Below are 20,070 nucleotides of genomic sequence, written 5' to 3'. Positions count from 1 at the left end.
TCGGCCCGCCCAGCGACGAGGCCCCACCCCCGGCCCCTCCCCTGAAGGGGAGGGGTGATGGGGCGCTCGATACCGGCTCGGGAGGACATATCAGCCAACCGACCCCTCCAGCGAAATGCCGAGCAGCTTCTGCGCCTCGACCGCGAATTCCATCGGCAACTGCTGCAGCACTTCCTTGGCGAAGCCGTTGACGATCAGCGCCACCGATGCCTCCTGATCGAGCCCGCGCGACATCGCGTAGAACAGTTGGTCGTCGCTGATCTTCGAGGTCGTCGCCTCATGCTCGATCTGCGCCGAGGGGTTCTTCACCTCGATATAGGGAACGGTGTGCGCCCCGCAGCGGTCGCCCAGCAGCAGGCTGTCGCACTGGGTGAAGTTGCGCGCGCCCTCGGCGGTCAGCGCCACGCGGACGAGGCCGCGATAGGTGTTGTCGCTGCGTCCGGCCGAAATGCCCTTCGACACGATCGTCGACTTCGACCCCTTGCCGAGGTGGATCATCTTGGTGCCGGTGTCGGCCTGCTGGCGGTTGTTGGTGACCGCCACCGAATAAAATTCGCCGACGCTGTTCTCGCCCGCCAGCACGCAGCTCGGATATTTCCAGGTGATCGCGCTGCCGGTCTCGACCTGGGTCCAGCTGACCTTGCTGTTGCGACCCTGGCACAGGGCGCGCTTGGTCACGAAATTATAGATGCCACCGCGCCCCTCGGCATCGCCCGGATACCAGTTCTGCACGGTCGAATATTTGATCTCGGCATCGTCGAGCGCGACCAGCTCGACCACGGCAGCGTGGAGCTGGTTCTCGTCGCGCATCGGCGCGGTGCAGCCCTCCAGATAGGAAACGTGGCTGCCCTTGTCGGCGACGATCAGGGTGCGCTCGAACTGACCCGTATTCTCCGCATTGATGCGGAAATAGGTGCTCAGCTCCATCGGGCAGCGAACACCCTCCGGAATGTAGACGAAGGTGCCGTCGGAGAAGACCGCGCAGTTGAGCGTCGCGAAATAATTGTCGTGCATCGGCACGACCTTGCCCAGCCATTTGCGGATCAGATCGGGATATTCGCGGATCGCCTCGGAAATCGACCGGAAGATGACCCCCGCCTTCTCCAGTTCGGCCCGGAAGGTCGTCGCCACCGAAACGCTGTCGAAGACCGCGTCGACGGCCACCCTGCGCGCGCCCTCGACCCCGGCGAGCACCTTCTGCTCCTCGATCGGGATGCCGAGCTTCTGGTAGACCTTGAGGATTTCCGGATCGACCTCGTCGAGGCTGGACACCGTCTCCTTCTTCTTGGGCGCCGCATAATAATAGGCGTCCTGATAGTCGATCGGCGGCACGTTGAGCTTCGCCCAGTCGGGCGGAGTCATGGTCAGCCAGTGGCGATAGGCCTTCAGCCGCCACTCGAGCATCCATTCGGGCTCGTTCTTCTTGGCCGAGATGAAGCGGACGGTGTCCTCGCTCAGCCCCTTGGGCGCGAAGTCCTGCTCGATCTCCGAGGTGAAGCCCCACTCGTAATTGGAGGCGCGGTCCGCGGCCTCATGGGCCGCCTTGTTGCGTAGGTCGCTCATGATCTCATGCCCTCGACAGGGTTTCGAGGCTGACGCCGCCCAGGGCGCCGCGAATGGTGTTGTTGACGACCGACCAGTGCGGTTTCACCCGACAGGCGCCTTCGAGGCTGCAGTCATGGCGATGGTCGTCGACACAGGCGGTCATCGCGATCGGCCCTTCGACCGCCTCGATGATGTCCGCAAGACTGATCGCCGCCGGATCGCGCGCCAGGCGAACGCCGCCGCCGGTGCCGCGCGCCGAGACCAGCAGCCCGGCCTGCGCCAGCCGGCCCATCAGCTTCTGCGCAGTCGGCAGGGGCACGCCCGTCTCGTCCGACAGCAGTGTCGCGGTCAGCCTTTCGCCCTGCCCATGCCGGGCGGCGGCGGACAGCATCACGACGGCATAGTCGGCAAGGCTGGACAGGCGCATCGCGGGGTTTCGCTTCCAATCGGACTGATTCGATCCGATTGGGCAAATGGGCGCTCGCCCACGCAACGTCAAGGGAAAGTGGGGTGAACCGCCCCGCCTCTTGGGGCAGGCAGGGCGGCTCGGTCCGGCTGCTTCGGGGGGGCCGTACGCAGCCGGGTGGGGATCGCCTACCCTCGATCGAGGGCGTGCAGCGGATATACGCGGCTGCGGGGACATTATTCCCGCAGGCTGCACATTCTTCGCCTGTCGACGGGCGCCATCGGCAAGTTGGGCATGACGCCGACGACAGGGCGCGCTAAGCGGCCGCCATGTCGCTCTACGCCGCCCTCCGCCCGCTCCTGTTCACCCTCGAAGCCGAACGCGCACACCGGGCGACGATCCGGGCGCTGCGGCTGAAGCCGCACGGCGCCCCGCCGGTCGACGATCCCCGCCTGGCCAGCACGGTGGCGGGGCTGCGCTTTCCCAATCCCGTCGGCCTCGCCGCCGGCTTCGACAAGGATGCGCAGGTCCCCGACGCGATCCTGTCGCTCGGCTTCGGCTTTGCCGAAGTCGGCACGCTCACTCCCTTCCCGCAGGCGGGCAACCCCCGCCCCCGGCTGTTCCGGCTGGTCGAGGACCGCGCGGTGATCAATCGCATGGGCTTCAACAATGGCGGCCAGGCGGCGGCTTTCGAGCGGTTGCTCCGCCGCAACGAGCGGCCCGGCATCGTCGGCGTGAACATCGGCGCCAACAAGGACGCCACCGACCGCATCGCCGATTATGCCAATGGCGTGCGCGTGATGGCGGGCGTGGCGCGCTACCTGACGGTCAACATCTCCTCGCCCAATACGCCGGGGCTGCGCGCGCTGCAGGACCGCGGCGCTCTCACCGAGTTGCTCGCCGCCGTGATGGAAGCGCGCCCTGCCGGCGGCCCGCCGGTCTTCCTGAAGGTCGCCCCCGATCTCGAGCCCGCCGACATCGACGACATTGCCGAGATCGCAGGCGAATATCGCCTCGACGGACTGATCGTGTCGAACACCACCATCTCGCGGCCGCCACTGCGCTCACGCCATGCGCAGGAGACCGGCGGCCTGTCGGGCGCCCCGCTGCGCGATCTCGCGGCGCGCCGGCTGGCCGATTTCCGCCGGGCGACAGGCGGCACGATGCCGCTGATCGCCGCTGGCGGGATCGCCTCGGCCGAAGACGCCTATGCCCGCATTCGCGCCGGCGCGAGCCTAGTGCAGCTTTATTCTGCATTGGTCTATGAGGGCCCCGGCCTTGCCCGCCGGATCAACCAAGGGCTGGCACAGCTGCTCGAACGCGACGGATTCGCGTCGGTCGCCGAGGCCGTCGGCCAAGGCTGATCCTGCCGCCGCCACGGCCACGCGCAAAGCGCTTCCGCCGGGCCTGATCCGGCTCTAAGCTCGCGGCCATGCTGCACCGCGCCCTCCCCGCTCTCGCCGCCGTCGCCCTTCTGCTGGCGCCCGTCACCGCCGAATCCGGCACCGTTGCCGCCGCCGAACCGCGCGCCGCTGCCGCCGGTCAGGAGATATTGCGCAAGGGGGGCAGCGCTGCCGATGCGGCGATGGCGATCATGCTCGCGCTGACGGTAACCGAGCCGATGTCCTCGGGCATCGGCGGCGGCGGCTTCCTGCTCCATCATGACGGCAGGACCGGCAAGCTGGAGACGATCGACGGGCGCGAGACCGCCCCGGCCTCCGCAGGGCATGACCGCTTCCTCGGCGCCGACGGCAAGCCGCTCCCCTACATGCAGGCGGTGCCCGGCGGCTATTCGGTCGGCATTCCCGGCAACATCGCGCTGATGGCGGAAACCCACAAGCGTTGGGGCAAGCTGCCCTGGGCCAAGCTGTTCGAACCGGCGATCCGGCTGGCAGAACAGGGCTATACGCTGCTGCCCGACAATACACCCGGCCCCTTCACGGTGCAGGGCACCCTCGCCTATCGCCTCAAGCAGTTCGAGAAGCTCTGGGCCGACTTCCCCGAGGCGCGTGCCATCTACTGGAAGGACGGTCGCCCGCTGACCACCGGTGAGACGGTGCGCAATCCCGCTCTGGCCGCAACGCTGCGGATGATCGCCGCCAAGGGTCCCGATGCCTTCTACAAGGGCGAGATCGCCAGCCAGATCAGCCAGGCGGTCGGCCGGTCGAAACGCAACCCCACGACGCTGACCGTCGGCGACCTCTCGGCCTATCGCGCCAAGCTGCGTGCGCCGGTCTGCGGCAGCTATCGCGGCCATCGCATCTGCGGCATGGGCCTGCCGTCGTCGGGAGCGATCACCGATCTGATGATACTCGGCATGCTCGAACGCTTCGACCTCGCCAAACTGGGCAAGGATTCGCCTGTCGCCTGGCATCTGATCGGCGAGGCGATGCGGCTGGCCTATGCCGACCGCGACGCCTGGCTCGGCGATTCCGATTTCGTGAAGGTGCCGGTCGCCGGCCTGCTCGACCCCGCTTATCTGGCCGAGCGGTCGAAGCTGATCTCGCCCGACAAGACGCTCGGCAGCTACCCACCCGGAACCCCGCCGGGCGCGACCCCGCTGGCGATGACGAAAGCCCCCGCGGAGCAGGGCACTACCCATTTCGTCGCGGTCGACGATCGCGGCGACATCGTCTCGATGACCTCGACGGTGGAGGGGCCGTTCGGCAGCTCGCTCGTCGCGGGCGGCTTCTTCCTCAACAACGAGCTGACCGACTTCAACGAGGACCCCTATGACAAGGGCCGCCTCGTCCCCAACCATGTCCAGCCGGGCAAGCGCCCCCTGTCCTCGATGGCGCCGACGATCGTCTACGGCAAGGACGGCAAGCCGTGGCTCGCCCTCGGCTCGGCCGGCGGGCGCACGATCATCATGCATGCGCTGAAGGCGATGATCGGAACGATCGACTGGGGCCTGCCCGCCGAGCAGGCGATCGCGCTGCCCAATATCTTCTTCCGGGGTCCCGCGCTCGTGGTCGAACGCAACAGCCCGCTCGAGGCGCTGGTGCCTGCCCTCACGCAGCTGGGCGAAACGGTCAGCGTCGGCGACATCCCGTCGAAGCTGACCATCCTCGAACGCACCAGGACGGGCTGGACCGGCGCGGCCGACCCCCGCAGCCCGGGCGTCGCCCTGTCACAATAAGCCACAGTAAGCGGGTGCAAAGGCCGGATTCGGCGTTATACCCCGCTGGAGAGCGGCCAGATCCGCCGGGGCAGGAGAGATAATGCGTAGCTTCGAGCGTTTTCCCAACCTCGTCACCATGTTCTTCACGCGCGCGGCGGAAAAGGGCGAGGCCCCGTTCCTTTGGGCCAAGCAAGAAGGCCAATGGCAGACGCTGAGCTGGGCCGAGGTCGCCCGCCGCGTCGCCTCGCTCGCCGCCGCGCTGCGCGCGCAGGGCCTGAAGGACGGCGACCGTGTCGTCCTCGTCTCCGAGAACCGCCCAGAATTCTGCATCGCCGACCTGGCGATCATGGCTGCCGGCTGCGTCACGGTGCCGACCTACACGACCAACACCGAGCGCGATCACACCCATATATTGGAGAATAGCGGCGCCCGCGCGGCGATCGTCTCGACCGCGAAGCTGGCGCAGGTGCTGCTGCCGGCGATCGTCCGTTCGTCGACCTGCGAATTTCTGATCGGCATGGAGCCGATGCCGCAGACCGCTGTCCGCACCCTCGACTTCGCCTCGCTGGCCGGCGATCCGGCGGCCGATGTGCAGGCCGCTGCCGCCCGCGCCCTCGACATGCGGCGGGAGGATCTGGCCTGCCTTATCTACACCAGCGGCACCGGCGGCGCACCCCGCGGCGTACGCCAGCATCACGGCGCGATCCTGTGCAATGTCGAAGGCTGCCTCGACATCATCCAGGCCGATTTCGGCTGGGACGACGAGGTCTTCCTGTCCTTCCTGCCGCTGAGCCACGCCTATGAACATTCGGGCGGGCAGTTCCTGCCGATCGGGCTCGGCGGGCAGATCTATTATGCCGAGGGGCTGGAGAAGCTTGCCGCCAATATCGAGGAGGTCCGCCCGACGATCATGGTCGTAGTCCCGCGCCTGTTCGAGATGCTGCGCGCGCGCCTGATCAAGGCGGTCGAGAAGCAGGGCGGGATCGGCCAGAAGCTGCTCGACAAGGCGCTCGAACTCGGCACGCGCGACAGGCTGCGCCTGGCCGACTATCCCTATAAGCTCGCGATCGACCTGCTGCTCAAGCCCAAGGTGCAGAAGCGCTTCGGCGGCCGCATCAAGGCGCTGGTATCGGGCGGCGCCCCGCTCAACCCGGAGGTCGGCCAGTTCTTCTCCTCGCTCGGCCTGACCCTGCTCCAGGGCTATGGCCAGACCGAGTCCGGTCCGGTCGTCTCGTGCAACCGCCCCAAGGCCGGGATCGCGCTCGACACGGTCGGCCCGCCGATGAAGGGCGTCGAGGTCCGCATAGCCGAGGATGGCGAGATCCTGATCCGGGGCGAGCTGGTGATGGCCGGCTATTGGCGCAACGAGGCCGAGACCGAGCGCGTCCTGAAAGACGGCTGGCTCCACTCCGGTGACGTCGGCCATCTCGACCAGAAGGGCCGGCTCAAGATTACCGACCGCAAGAAGGACCTGATCGTCAACGACAAGGGCGACAATGTCGCGCCGCAGAAGCTGGAAGGCATGCTGACGCTCCAGCCCGAGATCGCCCAGGCGATGGTCTCGGGCGACCGCCGCCCCTATATCGTCGGACTGATCGTCCCCGACCAGGAATGGCTGGCGGGCTGGGCCGCCGAACGCGGCCTGTCCCCCGAGTTGGCGAAGCTGCGCGACAATGTCGATCTGCATCGCGCGCTGATGGCAGCGGTAGACCGCGTCAATGTCGACCTGTCGGTGATCGAGAAGATCCGTCGCATCGTCATCGCCGACGAGCCCTTCTCGATCGCGAACGAACAGATGACCCCCTCGCTCAAGAACCGCCGCCACGCGATCCGCGCCGTCTATGGGGACCGGCTGGACGCCTTGTACCGGGCTTGAGCCGCTTCGGACGGGCCGGATATCACCGCCCGCGAGGCGAGCGGCCTCAGTGGGTCCAGTCGAGCGTCAGCCGTTCGAAATGCCAGCGTCGCTGCGCAGCGCTGGCGCCGTCAATATCGTTGACCCGCCTCAGCACGGCTTCTCCTTCATAGCGTATTGGCCGACCATCGCGGTCATGGCCGCTGACGATGATCGGCGCGGTATAATAGGATGACCCGGCGGCGCCCTCCGTCCTGCCCTCGAGCACACCCACCTTCCTCTCCCGAAGGTCGGCGAACAGGCGGTCGAAGTCGGTGCGGCTCCAAGTTCGCTGGCCTGCCTCACCCAACATGGTCCAGGCCTTGTCGTAAAACCCTTGCTCCAGCGTCCGGGCGAAGCCCTGCAACACTGCAAGTGCGTCGCGCTCGATCGGGTTATCAGCAGCGGGCTTCGGATAGTCGTCGAGTGGATGGGGGGAAGCCGATGGCAGATCCGAAGCCGCATTGGAAATGTCGGCCGCCGCACGGTCAGACGGAGGTGGCTGTCGAGTGTGGTCGGTATCGATAGCGGATGCCGTGGTGACGTTGTCCGTGCCTGCGTCGTTGCAACCGACGAGCAGCAGAACCGGAAGGAGATGATGGACGGATAGCTTGCGCATGGCGGCATAACGGACTGCGGATCGGCAGCGTTCCGCAGGCCTTGCACCATTCCCGACAAGCAGGTCCGGGAACCACATCTCTTGTCTGGAATAATTTCACTCTGTCGTTATCGTTCCTACTATGTTCCGATTCGGAGGGCGGCTATGACGGTGGGACTGATGGACGCGGACATCCGCTTTCCGGTGCTGGGCTTTCCTGTCGATGACGACCCCATGCCGTTTCAGGCAATCGGGCTGCTGCGCGGCAAGACCGGCTGGCTGTCGGAACGCGGTCGTCATCTCGACCTTGAGATCGTGGATTCTGCTGGCCGCAGCTGGACCGTGACGGGGGTCGTCGAACGGGCGCCCGTAGCGCGCAAATGGTGGCAGTTCGGCCGCGCGAAAGACGATGACGCGCCGGCCGAGGTGATGCTCACGCCCGGACCCGCCCGATCCTTCGATGACACCCGCGCCCGCATCCTTGCCTTTGCCGATGGCCTGTTCGAGGCGGACGATGACGACGCGCTTGCCGCGCGTGCGGCGGAGACGATGGATGCGCTCGCCGGCGCCGCCTTTCAACTGATGGTCCGGGCGCAGGGCCGACGCCTGCTGCGCGGTGACGGCGGTATCGCGGTCCGCTCCCAGGCCAGAGGTGGTAACGCGGGCGCTCGTCCTGTCGGCCGTGGTGCTGGCCGTCCATGGCGCCGACCGCGACCCCCTGCTCGACTGGCTCGTCGAAGAGCAACTGGCGGACTTGACGCCGTCCGAAGCCGACCTGCTCACGATCGACGATCTGCCGGACGAGCAGCGCTATCGTTCAGCGATCGAAATCGAACGTCTGGCCGCGCTGCTCTGGGCGCTCGGCCTCTACGACCTGCCGATCTCGCAAGAACCCACCGAGATCGAAGCCGATCTCCCGGCGATCGTCTCGATGATGCCACCGGGTGGAGAGCGGACCGCCCAAGAGATTCGCACATCGACCCTGCGCCCGGCCAAGGAGATCGCGGCACTCGCCGAGCGGCAAACCGCGCTCATGCGCGCCGCCGACCGCATGCTGGCAGAGAATGAGGAGGATGAAGGGCAGGCTGTGATCGCTTATGTCGCGGAGGGCCGTTCCATCGCGCTCCAATGGATCATCAATCCCGATCGGATCGACTGGAGTTGAACGGCGGCGGCGCGCTTGCAACCCCGCCATTAGTAGCCCTCTAACATTTGTTCTTTTTATGTTCTTTACATGTAGGGAATGGCCCGCGGGCCATTGCCCGCTTATGGTGTCGCAGGCAAACTCTGGCACGGCTCCAACGACGTTCAGAAGACCGTCGCTCTGGCGACGGGAGCGGTTGCAGCAGAGGCGGTGAAAAGGGCAAAGCGTCTGAATTCCGGGCAACTCAGACGGTAGAAAGCGCGGTGACTCGCTGGTCTTCGCCACGATAGCGCGTTGCGCAACCCGACACTCGGTCAGTGATCGACCGCCCCCTGGCCGCCGGGAACGGTCGCGATGGACAGGCTCATGAGCTAACTGTACTGCCTGCATCATACAGTGGGAAGCAGAAGAGGCTTCGATATCCTTTTCGATTGGCAGGTTCCAAAATAGCATGTCTGTGGGGGGCGCATGAAGAACGACGGCGAATCAGGCAAAGAGCGCCCCGCAGCAGCTTCGGAGCGGATACTGCGCGCGATAGCGTCCGAGTTCCCGCGTCTGCACGATCGGCAAGGTTTGCTCGACAGCGCGGCGCTGGCCGCAGTCCATGGCCGGACCGAAGGCGAAGCGCTCAGCGAACATGAGCGACAGGCTGCGGCGCGGACGCTGACGCGCATGGTCAGCGACGGCACGGTGGGCGAGCTTCTCTGGCCGCGCGGTTATGCCGACAAGGTGCAGCTGCCCGAACAGGGGATGATCGCCGTATCGGTCGACCTCGGCTCATTGCGCGAAGAGCGGCTGGCCTGGGAGGCACGCCGCGAGGGCGAGGAGCCGAGCCAGGAGGCGATCGTGCGCGAGATCGTCCGCCGTTCGCGCGGCTGGATCTCGGCCAATCTCGACGACGGCAAGCTGCCGCTGCTGCTCGTCAACGCCAGCATCATCCACGGCTCCAACGCTTTCGACATCCTGATCTCGGCGCAATATCGCAATCCTTACAACCTGCTTCGCTACACGCGCGAGGTGGTGCAGGTCGCGCCGCATGTCGCGGGGACCCACACGATGCTGGTGGCGCAGAGCTATGGCTTTCCCGACCTGATCGGCGAGCGATGAAAGATCCGTCCGGGGACGTGCCGCCAGCCAGGCCGACCGGCCTGTTCGGCCGTTTGCGCAGCTATGCGGCGCATCCCGACCCGCGTGCCGAATCGTGCAACTGGATAGCGCTGGCAGTGGCGTCGAACCAGCCCGTCTATCCGCTCTATCTGCTCTGGGCCGTCGGCGGCGACTGGTGGGTGTCCGTCTGGACCTTCCTGTCGACCCCCTTCTTCCTCGCCGTGCCGGCCGTCGCGCGGCCAAATGCGGCAGCGGGCCGGGCCATGCTTCCGTTGGTGGGGATCGGTAATGGCGTCATCAGCGCCAAGGCCTTCGGAGTGGCCTCGGGAGTCGAGCTGTTCCTGATCGCCTGTGCCTTGATCGGCCTGCTCGCCTTTCGCGGCGGGGAACGGCGCTGGACGATCGGCATCTGGGCGGCGGCGGCTGGAGCGGCACTGCTCCATGACCATTATGGCGCGCCGTTCGGCCGCTTCGATGCCAGCCAATATTCCGATTTCTTCCGGCTCAACGCCTATAGCGTCGCGGCGCTGTGCGGGCTGGTGCTGCTGAGCCTGGGGCGCATCGCCTGGAGCGAACCCGGGAAAGGTCCGTTCGCCTGAATCGAAGACGGGCGGACCTGCGTGAGACGGCCCCGCCCGTCATCAAACCGGTCTGACCCGTCGGGTCAGAATTCCTGCCAGTCGTCGGCCTCCGGGATCGCTTTCAACGCGGCGTTGCCCTGGAAGCGGGGCCGGGGAGTTGCAGCGCTGCGAGCCGGCCGGGCGATCGGCGTCGACTGCTCGGCGAAGCCGAAGCGCTGCACCAGCCGGCCGAGCGTATCGGCTTCGGACGACAGGCTGCGGGCGGCGGCGCTGGCCTCCTCGACCATCGCGGCATTCTGCTGGGTGGCCTTCTCGATCTCCGAGACCGCGACGTTCGCCTTGCTGATCCCTTCGGCCTGTTCGGTTGCCGAGCCGGCAATGTCGCGCACCAGCGAGGAGGTCGTCCCGATGCCTTCGAGGATCGTATCGAATGCCTTGCCCGAGCGGCTGACGAGTTCCACACCCTGCTTAACCTGCTGGGCGCTCTTCTCGATCAGCGACTTGATCTCGCTCGCAGAGTCCGCCGATCGCTGAGCAAGAGCGCGGACCTCGTTGGCGACCACGGCAAAGCCCTTGCCCGAATCGCCGGCCCGCGCCGCCTCGACGCCGGCGTTGAGGGCGAGCAAATTGGTCTGGAAGGCGATGCCGTCGATGACCGTCACGATCTGCGCGATCTCCTGGCTCGACTTCTCGATAGCGCCCATGGCGCGGACGGCGTCTCGGACGACGTCGCTGCCATTCTCGGCACTGACCCGTGCGGTGGCGCTGACCTTCTCGGCCTCCGCCGCGCTTTTGGCAGAGCTGCGGACGACCGTGGCCAGTTGCTCCATCGTCAGCGCGGTGGCTTCGATGGAGCTGGCCTGACCCTCGGTCCGGCGTGCCAGGTCATCGGATGCCTGGCTGATTTCGGCTGAGCCGGTCCGAATTCGCTGGGCGGCCTCGTTGACCTCGCCGATCGCCGCCTGAAGCGCGTCACCCGCTTCGTTGAAGTTGATCCGGACCGCTTCATATTCGGTCGGAAAGGGCTTCGACAGCCGATGTCCGAAATTGCCGGCAGCGAGATTGCGGAGCCCTTCGCTGAGCGAGGCCACGACATCCTGCTGCTGCGTCGAGGCGCGCAGTTCGGCTTCGGCGCGAATGCGAGCCAGCGCCGCTTCCTTGAACTTGTGCATGGCGCGGGCCATGCGGCCGACGCAATCCTCATAGTCGACATAGTCGACCGGCGTGTCGAGATCGCCATCGGCCAGCGCTTCCATGCGCACCACGGTGGCTACATAGGGGTCGGCGGTCGCCTTGCGGAAGGCGACGGCAAGTCCCGTCGCCAGCACCGCAACCCCGAAGATCAACAGGGCCCCGCCATAAGCGAGGCCGAATAGCGGACGCCCCCACGACGTCATCGCCAAGAGCAGAGACGGAATGGCCTGGATTGCGATGATGCTCGCAAAGGCCACGGACAATTTGCGCCTGACAGGCAGATGCTTTTCAAACCAGAGCATCGCAACCCCCACCGATGTTTTCCCTGACGGCGGTTATACGTCAGACATCGTTTGCGAAAGATGAATCGCGCCAAAACGAACCCCCGTTATCCGACCTGTACCTTGGTACATGTCGCTGGTTACGGGAATGAAAGGAATCGATAATCGCGGGCGCTATTTCTGTGGCGGTCGCTTTCCCGACGGCGCGCGATCCGGACGCGGGCGGCGCTGCTGATCACGCGCGCCGGCGGGCCGTCCCGGTCCACCCGGTCCGCGCCCCGAAGACACCGCCCCCTGAGGGCGCGGCGGGCGCGGGCTGACGCCGGCGACCTTGGGATTGAGCACGGTATAGCCTTCCGACTGCAGCTTGGTGAAAGCCGAACGCACGCTGGTCTGGATCGAAGCCTGCAGATCGGTCGGCAGATCCTTGAAGGTAGTGTTCGGATGAATCGCCGCCAGGTCGCGCAACAGCGCGTTGGGCACCCCCTTCGATGCCGTACGCAAGGCGCCGAGACCATCGATAACGGCGGCGACGATCACGTCGTGCATAACCTCGGCAGCGGATCTGGTCACTTCGTCTCTCCGTGGGGCTCGGTTCCGACGCGCCGCTATACAGCCTGCAGGGCGGTGCGGAAGCAAAATGCGCGCGACGGAGCGTCTGTCGGTGCGCGGAGTCAGGCGGGACGGGCGTCGGCCGCTTCGGCGGCGCGCACCTCCTGCGCACGATCCTCGAACATCCTGGCCATCTCGAGATGCGCCTCCCGCGCCCGCAGCGAGGTGGTACGCGCAGCTTTGAGCCGCTCCTCCTCGGCGCGGCGCAGATTGAAGAAGGCGATGATGTCGATTCGGTCCATGCTCTTTCCTGGGGCGCAGGATGCAGGCCCACCGACCGGGGAACGATTAGTATTGTTCCTAAATCCGTGATGTATGTGGAACGGGAAATCTGGCGCAGTGGCAAAATGCGGCCGAATCGCCTATGTGCCCTCCATGAATCACCCGCAGCCTGTCGCCATGCCGATTCCCGGCCACATCGATCCTGTGCCCGTTCCGCGCGATCTGAAGCCGCGCAGCGACGGCCGGATCGACCTGCTCGGCCTGTCGCGCGACGATCTGCGCATGGCGCTCGAAACCGCCCAGCTCGAACCGCGCCAGGCCAAGCTGCGCGCCAAGCAGCTGTGGCACTGGATCTACAATCGCGGCGCGACCGACTTCGCGGTGATGACCGACATCGCCAAGGATATGCGGGCCTGGCTCGAGCAACGCTTCGTCGTCTCGCGCCCCGACGTTGTCGAGGCGCAGGTCTCGACCGACGGCACCCGCAAATGGCTGCTCCGCTCGGACGACGGCCAGGATTATGAGATGGTGTTCATCCCGGACGCCGATCGCGGCACACTCTGCGTGTCGAGCCAGGTGGGCTGCACGCTGAACTGCCGCTTCTGCCACACCGGAACGATGCGCCTGGTCCGCAACCTCACCCCCGCCGAGATCGTGGGGCAGGTGATGCTGGCGCGCGATGCATTGGGCGAATGGCCGTCCCAGCCGGAGGGCCGCATGCTCACCAACATTGTCATGATGGGGATGGGCGAGCCGCTCTACAATTTCGACAATGTCCGCGACGCGCTCAAGCTGGTGATGGACGGCGACGGCCTGGCCCTGTCGAAGCGGCGGATCACCCTGTCGACCGCAGGCGTGGTGCCTATGATGGCGCGCGCGGGGGAGGAGATAGGCGTCAATCTGGCGGTATCGCTCCACGCCATCACCAAGGAGGTGCGCGACGAGATCGTCCCCCTCAACCGCAAATATGGCATCGAGGAACTGCTGCAGGCCTGCGCCGACTATCCCGGTGCGAACAATGCCCGGCGGATCACCTTCGAATATGTGATGCTCAAGGACAAGAACGACCGCGACGAGGACGCGCACGAACTCGTCCGGCTGATCCGCAAGTACAAGCTGCCGGCCAAGGTCAACCTGATCCCGTTCAATCCCTGGCCGGGTGCGGACTATGACTGCTCCGATCCCGAGCGGATCGCGCGCTTCTCCGATATCATCTTCAAGGCCGGCATTTCCGCGCCCGTCCGCACCCCGCGCGGGCGCGACATCATGGCCGCCTGCGGTCAGCTCAAGTCGGCGTCCGAAAAGAAAAGCCGCGCAGAACTGGATCGCATGGCCGCCGAGAAGCAGGCGGCGCTGGGCTGATGTCGGGCGATCGCTTCGAACGGCATCGCCAGCCCTGGACAACCGACGAGGTCCAGAAGCTCCACACCCTCGCCAAGAAAGGCATGGCATTGAAGGCCATCGCCAAGGCGCTCAAGCGGTCGGAGGAATCGACCAAGGATCGCGCCAAGGCCGACGGTCTTTCGATCGCCAAGCTGCGCTGAACGCCGCCGTCGGCGGGGCGGACTACGCAACCAAGCCTCGGATATTCCGCCGCTTTATTACGCTATTTTAACCAGCCCGCCCCTTGCGCATAGCGCCTTGGGACGGTTTTATGGGGCCGCTGGAGGCCCTGACCCATGTCCCTGTTCGACCGTTTTGCCGGCCATCTCTTCAAGCGTGGAGAGATGACGATCATCCTCGCCGACGGGGAAGCGCGGCATTATGGCACACCCGATCCGGCGCTCAAGCCGGTCACGATCCGCTTCGTCGACCGGGGCGTGCCCGCCTTCATCGCCTGCAACCCGCACCTGCATGCGGCTGAAGCCTTCATGGAAGGCCGCCTCGTAATCGAGCAGGGCGACATCCGCGATCTGGTTGACCTCGTCCGTGCCAATGGCCGCTGGGAAGAGGGCCGCATCACGTTGCGCGGCACCTTCCGCCACCTCGTGCGCGACCGGCTGCGCGCGGTGATCCAGAGCGTAAACTGGGCAACGCGGTCCAAGTCCAACGTCGCGCATCATTATGATCTCAACGACCGGCTCTACGATCTCTTCCTCGACGCCGATCGCCAATATAGCTGCGCCTATTTCACGGGTCCGGACGTCGATCTCGACACAGCACAGGCCGACAAGAAGGCGCATATCGCCGCCAAGCTGCATCTGAGCCCCGGCCAGAGGGTGCTCGACATCGGCTGCGGCTGGGGCGGCATGGCGCTCTACCTGAACCGCGCCGCCGATGTGGACGTGCTCGGCATCACCCTGTCCGAGGAACAGCTGAAGGTCGCCCGCCGGCGTGCGGCGGATGCCGGCGTGTCGGACCGGGTGAAGTTCGAGCTGATCGATTATCGCGCGCTGGAGGGCAAGTTCGACCGGATAGTTTCGGTCGGCATGTTCGAACATGTCGGCGTGCCGCAATATGAGACCTTCTTCGCCAAGTGCCGCGACCTGCTGACCGAGGATGGGGTAATGCTGCTCCACACGATCGGGCGGCTGGGCGTGCCGGGCAAGACCGACGCCTTCACCCTCAAATATATCTTTCCCGGCGGCTATAATCCGGCCCTGTCCGAGATCGTCGCCGCGAGCGAGCCGGCGCGGATGATCGTGACCGACGTAGAGACGCTGCGCCTGCATTACGGCATGACGCTCGACCGCTGGTATGACCGCACGGTCGCCGCCCGCGATGCGATCGTGGCGCTGTATGACGAGCGCTTCTACCGCATGTGGACCTTCTATCTCGCAGGAGCGCGGGCCGCCTTCTACCACGGCAATCTTTGCAACTATCAGATCCAGTACGTCCGCAACCGGCGGACATTGCCGATCACGCGCGACTATATGATCGACACCGAGCGCCGCCTGCCGCGCTGACGCGAAAAAGGGCCCGCGCCGGATCACGGGCCCTCCTCATTCATGGCCGCCAGATTTAGCCGCGCGGGGGCGGGGGCGGAGCATCCGGCCCGCGCTCGCCGCGCTTGGCCTTCCAATCCGCGCGCATGGCGTCGCGCGCCGCGCGCTGCTCGTCCGGGCTGATCGTTCCGTCCCGGTTGCTGTCGACCTTGTCGAACATGGCAAGCGCGGACGACTGCGCCTCGGCAAGGCTGACCTTGCCGTCCTTGTTGGCGTCGGCCCGGTCGAACCAGAAGCCGCCACCGCCCATCATCATGCCGCCATGATGGCGCTTCATGCCTTTGTGTCGACCGCGAGGTGCATCGCCTTCACCGCGCGGCGGCGGGGGTGCGAGGAACTCGTCCTTCGACACACTGCCATTGCCGTCCTTGTCGAGCTTGGCGAACTTTTCGCCGCGGCGCTCCTCGCGACGCTCGGCAAAGGCCTCGCGCATCTTGGCACGCGCGGCATCCATCTCCGCTTTGGTGACGAAGCCGTCGCCATTGGCGTCGAGGCGCTTGAACATCTCACCCACACGAGCTTGCGCCTCGGCGCGGGTGGTAGGCGGCTTCGGCGGTCCGTCCCGGCCGGGCGCGGCAACCGCCGCCCCCGCCACGAGCATGGAAACAAGTGCGGTCGCGCCGATCAATCTTGTCCTGGTCATATTCTGCATCCTTCCTGCGATCCAAACGTCCGAAGACGGGAAAAGGGTGGACGGCCCGGCAAAAACAGGGGGAAATGCCGGGCCGTCCTGTGATGCCTTCTGAAGGACGAAACTTGCAGCCGTAGTTCTCGGCTGAAATCATTATGTCGAGACTGAAATATACGGCCGCTTTTCAGGGTTTTTTCTGAACCTTTGTTCAGGATATTCTGCCCAGTAACCATTGTGCCGCATTCAGCTGCTCTTCCGCCGCCTCGCGTTCCTTCTCGTCCAATATTCCATCATGGTCCCGATCGACCGCATCGAATCGCGCGCGGGCCAGGACGCGCACTTCGGCCAGCGACAGGGTGCCATCGCCGTCACCGTCGGCAGCGCGGTAGAGAAGATCGGCCACACCGCCCTGACTGAGCGGCCCATTCGCATTCAGCGAAAGACGAACGCGCCCGTCCGGCGACTGCTCCAGGAGAAAGGGTTCGACATCGCGACGAGCGGTGAGCAGGCTTCGCGCCAACCCGAGCGCGTCGGCGGTCTCGGCCCGATCGAGCCGCCCGTCGCGATTGCGATCCGCGCCGGCGAAATATTGCCCGACGGCACTGTCCAGCCCCTCGCGGGTCATCGGCAATTGCTGGGCGTGGGCGGCGGACGTCATGGCCACCATGACGGACACCCCCGCCGCCGCTACCGACAAAAGCCACCGAAGAGACGACACCCGACACTGCTCCGCCATGGAAGAACGCTATCAGCTTGAATGGCAGCGCCCCGCATGGCAAGGGCGCCGCGCCTTTGATGCGGCTTGGAGATCGAGATGAGCGACGTGAAGCGGGTGGTTCTGGCCTTCTCGGGAGGGCTCGATACGAGCGTCATCCTGAAATGGCTGCAGCAGACCTACCAGTGCGAGGTCGTGACCTTTACCGCCGATCTGGGCCAGGGCGAAGAGCTGGAGCCGGCGCGCGCCAAGGCCAGGCTGATGGGCGTGCCCGATCATCACATCTTCATCGACGACCTGCGCGAGGAATTCGTGCGGGACTATGTCTTCCCGATGATGCGCTCCAACGCTTTGTACGAAGGCCTGTATCTGCTCGGCACCTCGATCGCACGGCCGCTGATCGCCAAGCGCCAGATCGAGATCGCCCGCCAGGTCGGCGCCGATGCGGTCAGCCATGGCGCGACCGGCAAGGGCAATGACCAGGTCCGCTTCGAGCTCGGCTATTACGGCCTCGCCCCCGACATCCGCGTGATCGCACCGTGGCGCGAATGGGACCTGACCAGCCGTACCGCGCTGATCGCCTTCGCCGAAGCACACCAGATCCCGGTGCCGAAGGACAAGCGCGGCGAGTCGCCCTTCTCGACCGATGCCAACATGCTCCACACCTCGTCTGAGGGTAAGGTGCTCGAGGATCCGTGGGAGGAGGTGCCCGACTATGTCTATTCGCGCACCGTCAATCCCGAGGACGCGCCCGACGCGCCCGAATTCATCACGATCGATTTCGAGCGCGGCGACGGCGTGGCGATCAACGGCGTCGGCATGGGCCCGGCGACGCTGCTCGAGACACTCAACGATTATGGCCGCAAGCATGGCATCGGCCGCCTCGATCTCGTCGAGAACCGCTTTGTCGGCATGAAGTCGCGCGGCATGTACGAGACGCCGGGCGGCACCATCTACCACCTCGCCCATCGCGGTATCGAGCAGATCACGCTCGACCGCGGCGCCGCGCACCTCAAGGACGAGCTGGCGCCGCGCTATGCCGAGCTGATCTACAACGGCTTCTGGTTCTCGCCCGAGCGCGAGATGCTGCAGGCCGCGATCGACCACAGCCAGGAAAAGGTGACCGGCACCGTCCGGCTCAAGCTCTACAAAGGCGGCGTCTATGTCGTCGGCCGCAAGTCGCCGAACACGCTCTATTCCGAGAAGGTCGTCACCTTCGAGGACGATGCCGGCGCCTATGATCAGCGCGACGCGGCGGGCTTCATCAAGCTCAACGCGCTGCGGCTTCGTCTGCTCGGCCGTCGCGACGGGCGTTGAGTTTCAGGCGGCGGCACTTCCGGGCGCCGCCGCCCATCTGACCTCTGTTATTCGGGCGTGAGATCGGCCCGGCGCAGACCGACAATATCGATCGGCCCTTCACGATAGCGCCCGACCTCGACCCGCCCGCGCGACAATTCCTCGAGGAAGACGTCTCCCTTGTCATAGGCCCAAGGCCCCAGCCGCAGCAGCCAGATCGTCGGCACCGCCCGCGTCGCCGGCTCCTGCGCGATCAGGCGCAGATGGGCGCGGTCGAGCGACGGCACCCCGCGCGATCCGCTGACATACCAGCTGCCCGGAGGTGGGTTCAGCGTCGGGATCGCCGTCGGGATCGGCCGGCTGGGCATCGCCAGACCCCGATCACGCGCGGCGCGGTCGAAAGGCAGGGCGCCTTCGTTCGGATAGGCGAAGACTTGATCGCCACGTTCGAAGCGCGGTTGCAGCCAGGCCACGGCACGATACCAGTCGCCCTGCGGATGCGCGCGCGTCGCAGCGACCATGCCGAACTGGGCAATCGCCAGCCAGCCGAGCGCGGCCGCAGGCAGCAGCCAGCCGAAACGGCCCCGGCTCCAGCCGATCCCCAGCCCCATCAGGAGCAGCGCCGGCGTCGCGAGCGCGGTCATCGTCCGGACGATGAAGACCGGCGTGATGGTCGCCGAGATCAGCAGAGATAGGAGCAGCGGCAGGAAGGCAAGGATCGCCAGCGCGGCAAGCAGCGGACGTCCGCGCGGCACGCGCCAGAGCAGCGCCCCACCGAGGAGCAGGAGGATCGCCGCCGCCGCGCGCATGTCGTCGCGCGGGCCGGTGTAGAGCATCGTCGCGCGGCGCCACAGGTCACGGGTCGAAAAATGCAGCCAGGTCGCTTTGATCCATTCGGGCGCCTGATCGAGCAGGATGAACAGGGCCGGAAGCCAGATGGCCAGCACCAGAAGCCCTCCGGCAGCCAGCCAGAGCCAGTCGGCCTTCGCCATCCTCCGCAGCCGGATCACGCAGAGCAGGGCGAGGCCCAGCGCTGCAGCATAGAGCGGTCCGAGATTGTGCAGCCACAGGATCAGCCCGGTGCAGCCGAGATAGGCCAGATAGGCCCGGCCGAAGAGCGGCAGCCCCGCTTCGCGCCGTTCCGCGAGATGGAGCAGCGCCAGACAGGCGCCCGCATAGGTCAGGATCATCGCGGGGTAGGGACGAATTTCGCGGGTCATTTCGACGACCACCGGCGAAACTGCGACCAGAAGCAATGTAGCAAGCACTACAAGCCGGCAATCTGCACCCGCGATGCGGGCCAGCCGGGCAGCGGCCAGCCCGATCAACGGCAGGCTGAGCATTCCGCAGACCAGCCCCAGCAGCCGATGCGCGACAAGCCCGTCTCCCGCGAGCAGCGTCCAGGCGCGCAGCAGCGAATAGTAAAAGGGCGGGTGCGTCTCGTAGCGCGGAACGACGTGCCAAAGAAAATCCCAGCCCTGCGCAGCGGCATAGGCACTGTAGGCCTCGTCGAGCCACATCGGCTCGAGCCAGATGCCCCAGCCGCGCGCCCACAGCGCCAGCAGGGCGATCGCCAGCAACAACGGCCAGAAGAGAAAGCGAGCGGGTGCCGATGATGTCATCATCGGCGCATAGGCCAGTCGACCCTACCCGCGCCAGAGGGGGACGCCGTTCGCATGCCGCGATCGGAACAATGCCGATATTGGGCGGGTACGCCTGCGGCCCGCATGTCATCGCTAGGGTCGAGCCGCGACAGACGGCCGTCAGATCATGGAGGG

At 66.1% G+C, this 20,070-nt stretch carries 20 protein-coding genes; 10 read left to right on the top strand and 10 right to left on the bottom strand.

Annotated features, from left to right (window positions below):
- Positions 1 to 90: 90 nt before the first annotated feature.
- Positions 91 to 1,563, bottom strand: a complete 1,473-nt coding sequence (gene sufB, locus KAY22_RS00385) for a Fe-S cluster assembly protein SufB (protein ID WP_296618732.1) — start codon at positions 1,561 to 1,563, stop codon at positions 91 to 93.
- A gap of 4 nt (positions 1,564 to 1,567) precedes the next feature.
- A complete protein-coding gene (locus tag KAY22_RS00380) occupies positions 1,568 to 1,972 on the bottom strand; it encodes an SUF system Fe-S cluster assembly regulator (RefSeq protein WP_296618729.1) in 405 nt (134 codons plus the stop codon).
- 308 nt (positions 1,973 to 2,280) lie between these two features.
- On the opposite strand from KAY22_RS00380, the gene KAY22_RS00375 reads away from it, so the two are divergent.
- The 3 genes from KAY22_RS00375 to KAY22_RS00365 all read left to right on the top strand — a co-directional run bounded on the left by KAY22_RS00375 (position 2,281) and on the right by KAY22_RS00365 (position 6,948).
- Positions 2,281 to 3,315 carry a quinone-dependent dihydroorotate dehydrogenase gene (locus KAY22_RS00375; RefSeq protein ID WP_296618728.1) on the top strand — a complete coding sequence of 345 codons (1,035 nt, stop codon included), beginning with the start codon at positions 2,281 to 2,283 and terminating at the stop codon, positions 3,313 to 3,315.
- Between the two features lie 68 nt (positions 3,316 to 3,383).
- Positions 3,384 to 5,090, top strand: coding sequence for a gamma-glutamyltransferase (gene ggt, locus KAY22_RS00370; protein WP_296618726.1), 1,707 nt, complete (start codon positions 3,384 to 3,386; stop codon positions 5,088 to 5,090).
- Positions 5,091 to 5,172: 82 nt separating this feature from the next.
- Positions 5,173 to 6,948 carry an AMP-dependent synthetase/ligase gene (locus KAY22_RS00365; RefSeq protein ID WP_296618722.1) on the top strand — a complete coding sequence of 592 codons (1,776 nt, stop codon included), beginning with the start codon at positions 5,173 to 5,175 and terminating at the stop codon, positions 6,946 to 6,948.
- A gap of 46 nt (positions 6,949 to 6,994) precedes the next feature.
- Here KAY22_RS00365 and KAY22_RS00360 read toward each other — a convergent pair whose 3' ends face one another.
- Together KAY22_RS00360 and KAY22_RS00355 are read right to left on the bottom strand one after the other, a co-directional pair.
- Positions 6,995 to 7,585: a hypothetical protein gene (locus KAY22_RS00360; RefSeq protein WP_296618721.1), complete on the bottom strand. Its 591-nt coding sequence runs from the start codon at positions 7,583 to 7,585 to the stop codon at positions 6,995 to 6,997.
- A gap of 96 nt (positions 7,586 to 7,681) precedes the next feature.
- Positions 7,682 to 8,143, bottom strand: a complete 462-nt coding sequence (locus tag KAY22_RS00355) for a hypothetical protein (protein WP_296618719.1) — start codon at positions 8,141 to 8,143, stop codon at positions 7,682 to 7,684.
- Positions 8,144 to 8,180: 37 nt separating this feature from the next.
- Between KAY22_RS00355 and KAY22_RS00350 the strand changes: the two genes are divergently transcribed.
- The 3 genes from KAY22_RS00350 to KAY22_RS00340 all read left to right on the top strand — a co-directional run bounded on the left by KAY22_RS00350 (position 8,181) and on the right by KAY22_RS00340 (position 10,414).
- Positions 8,181 to 8,729, top strand: a complete 549-nt coding sequence (locus tag KAY22_RS00350; RefSeq protein ID WP_296618717.1) for a DUF4272 domain-containing protein — start codon at positions 8,181 to 8,183, stop codon at positions 8,727 to 8,729.
- Positions 8,730 to 9,176: 447 nt separating this feature from the next.
- Positions 9,177 to 9,815 carry a hypothetical protein gene (locus KAY22_RS00345; RefSeq protein WP_296618714.1) on the top strand — a complete coding sequence of 213 codons (639 nt, stop codon included), beginning with the start codon at positions 9,177 to 9,179 and terminating at the stop codon, positions 9,813 to 9,815.
- Between the two features lie 17 nt (positions 9,816 to 9,832).
- Positions 9,833 to 10,414 carry a hypothetical protein gene (locus KAY22_RS00340; RefSeq protein ID WP_296618712.1) on the top strand — a complete coding sequence of 194 codons (582 nt, stop codon included), beginning with the start codon at positions 9,833 to 9,835 and terminating at the stop codon, positions 10,412 to 10,414.
- Positions 10,415 to 10,479: 65 nt separating this feature from the next.
- Here the strand turns inward: KAY22_RS00340 and KAY22_RS00335 are convergent, their stop codons facing one another.
- From KAY22_RS00335 to KAY22_RS00325, 3 genes are all read right to left on the bottom strand, one after another.
- A complete protein-coding gene (locus tag KAY22_RS00335) occupies positions 10,480 to 11,892 on the bottom strand; it encodes a methyl-accepting chemotaxis protein (protein ID WP_296618710.1) in 1,413 nt (470 codons plus the stop codon).
- Between the two features lie 153 nt (positions 11,893 to 12,045).
- The gene (locus tag KAY22_RS00330) at positions 12,046 to 12,444 is read right to left on the bottom strand and encodes a hypothetical protein (RefSeq protein WP_296618706.1); all 399 of its coding nucleotides are present in this window, start codon (positions 12,442 to 12,444) and stop codon (positions 12,046 to 12,048) included.
- Positions 12,445 to 12,545: 101 nt separating this feature from the next.
- The gene (locus tag KAY22_RS00325; protein ID WP_296618702.1) at positions 12,546 to 12,725 is read right to left on the bottom strand and encodes a hypothetical protein; all 180 of its coding nucleotides are present in this window, start codon (positions 12,723 to 12,725) and stop codon (positions 12,546 to 12,548) included.
- 133 nt (positions 12,726 to 12,858) lie between these two features.
- Between KAY22_RS00325 and rlmN the strand changes: the two genes are divergently transcribed.
- The 3 genes from rlmN (at position 12,859) to KAY22_RS00310 (ending at position 15,611) form a co-directional block, all read left to right on the top strand.
- Entirely contained in the window at positions 12,859 to 14,067 is a 1,209-nt protein-coding gene (rlmN, locus tag KAY22_RS00320; RefSeq protein ID WP_296618699.1) for a 23S rRNA (adenine(2503)-C(2))-methyltransferase RlmN, read from the top strand.
- Positions 14,067 to 14,249: a hypothetical protein gene (locus KAY22_RS00315; RefSeq protein WP_165323471.1), complete on the top strand. Its 183-nt coding sequence runs from the start codon at positions 14,067 to 14,069 to the stop codon at positions 14,247 to 14,249. Before rlmN ends, KAY22_RS00315 begins: the two co-directional genes overlap by 1 nt.
- Before the next feature lie 135 nt (positions 14,250 to 14,384).
- Complete coding sequence (locus KAY22_RS00310) at positions 14,385 to 15,611, top strand: cyclopropane-fatty-acyl-phospholipid synthase family protein (RefSeq protein ID WP_296618695.1); 1,227 nt, start codon at positions 14,385 to 14,387, stop codon at positions 15,609 to 15,611.
- Between the two features lie 55 nt (positions 15,612 to 15,666).
- Here KAY22_RS00310 and KAY22_RS00305 read toward each other — a convergent pair whose 3' ends face one another.
- Positions 15,667 to 16,293, bottom strand: a complete 627-nt coding sequence (locus KAY22_RS00305) for an EF-hand domain-containing protein (RefSeq protein WP_296618692.1) — start codon at positions 16,291 to 16,293, stop codon at positions 15,667 to 15,669.
- A 196-nt stretch (positions 16,294 to 16,489) separates the two neighbouring features.
- Complete coding sequence (locus KAY22_RS00300) at positions 16,490 to 16,948, bottom strand: hypothetical protein (RefSeq protein WP_296618690.1); 459 nt, start codon at positions 16,946 to 16,948, stop codon at positions 16,490 to 16,492.
- Positions 16,949 to 17,095: 147 nt separating this feature from the next.
- Between KAY22_RS00300 and KAY22_RS00295 the strand changes: the two genes are divergently transcribed.
- Positions 17,096 to 18,313 (top strand): argininosuccinate synthase, encoded by a 1,218-nt coding sequence (locus KAY22_RS00295; RefSeq protein ID WP_296618687.1) that lies wholly within the window; start codon positions 17,096 to 17,098, stop codon positions 18,311 to 18,313.
- Between the two features lie 47 nt (positions 18,314 to 18,360).
- Here the strand turns inward: KAY22_RS00295 and KAY22_RS00290 are convergent, their stop codons facing one another.
- Positions 18,361 to 19,917: a glycosyltransferase family 39 protein gene (locus KAY22_RS00290; RefSeq protein WP_296618684.1), complete on the bottom strand. Its 1,557-nt coding sequence runs from the start codon at positions 19,915 to 19,917 to the stop codon at positions 18,361 to 18,363.
- Between the last annotated feature and the right edge of the window lie 153 nt (positions 19,918 to 20,070).

Source organism: Rhizorhabdus sp. (assembly GCF_018006725.1).
Taxonomy (GTDB): Bacteria; Pseudomonadota; Alphaproteobacteria; order Sphingomonadales; family Sphingomonadaceae; genus Rhizorhabdus.
The sequence above is the reverse complement of the archived record's forward strand: the minus strand, read 5'-3'. Positions and strand labels throughout refer to the sequence as shown.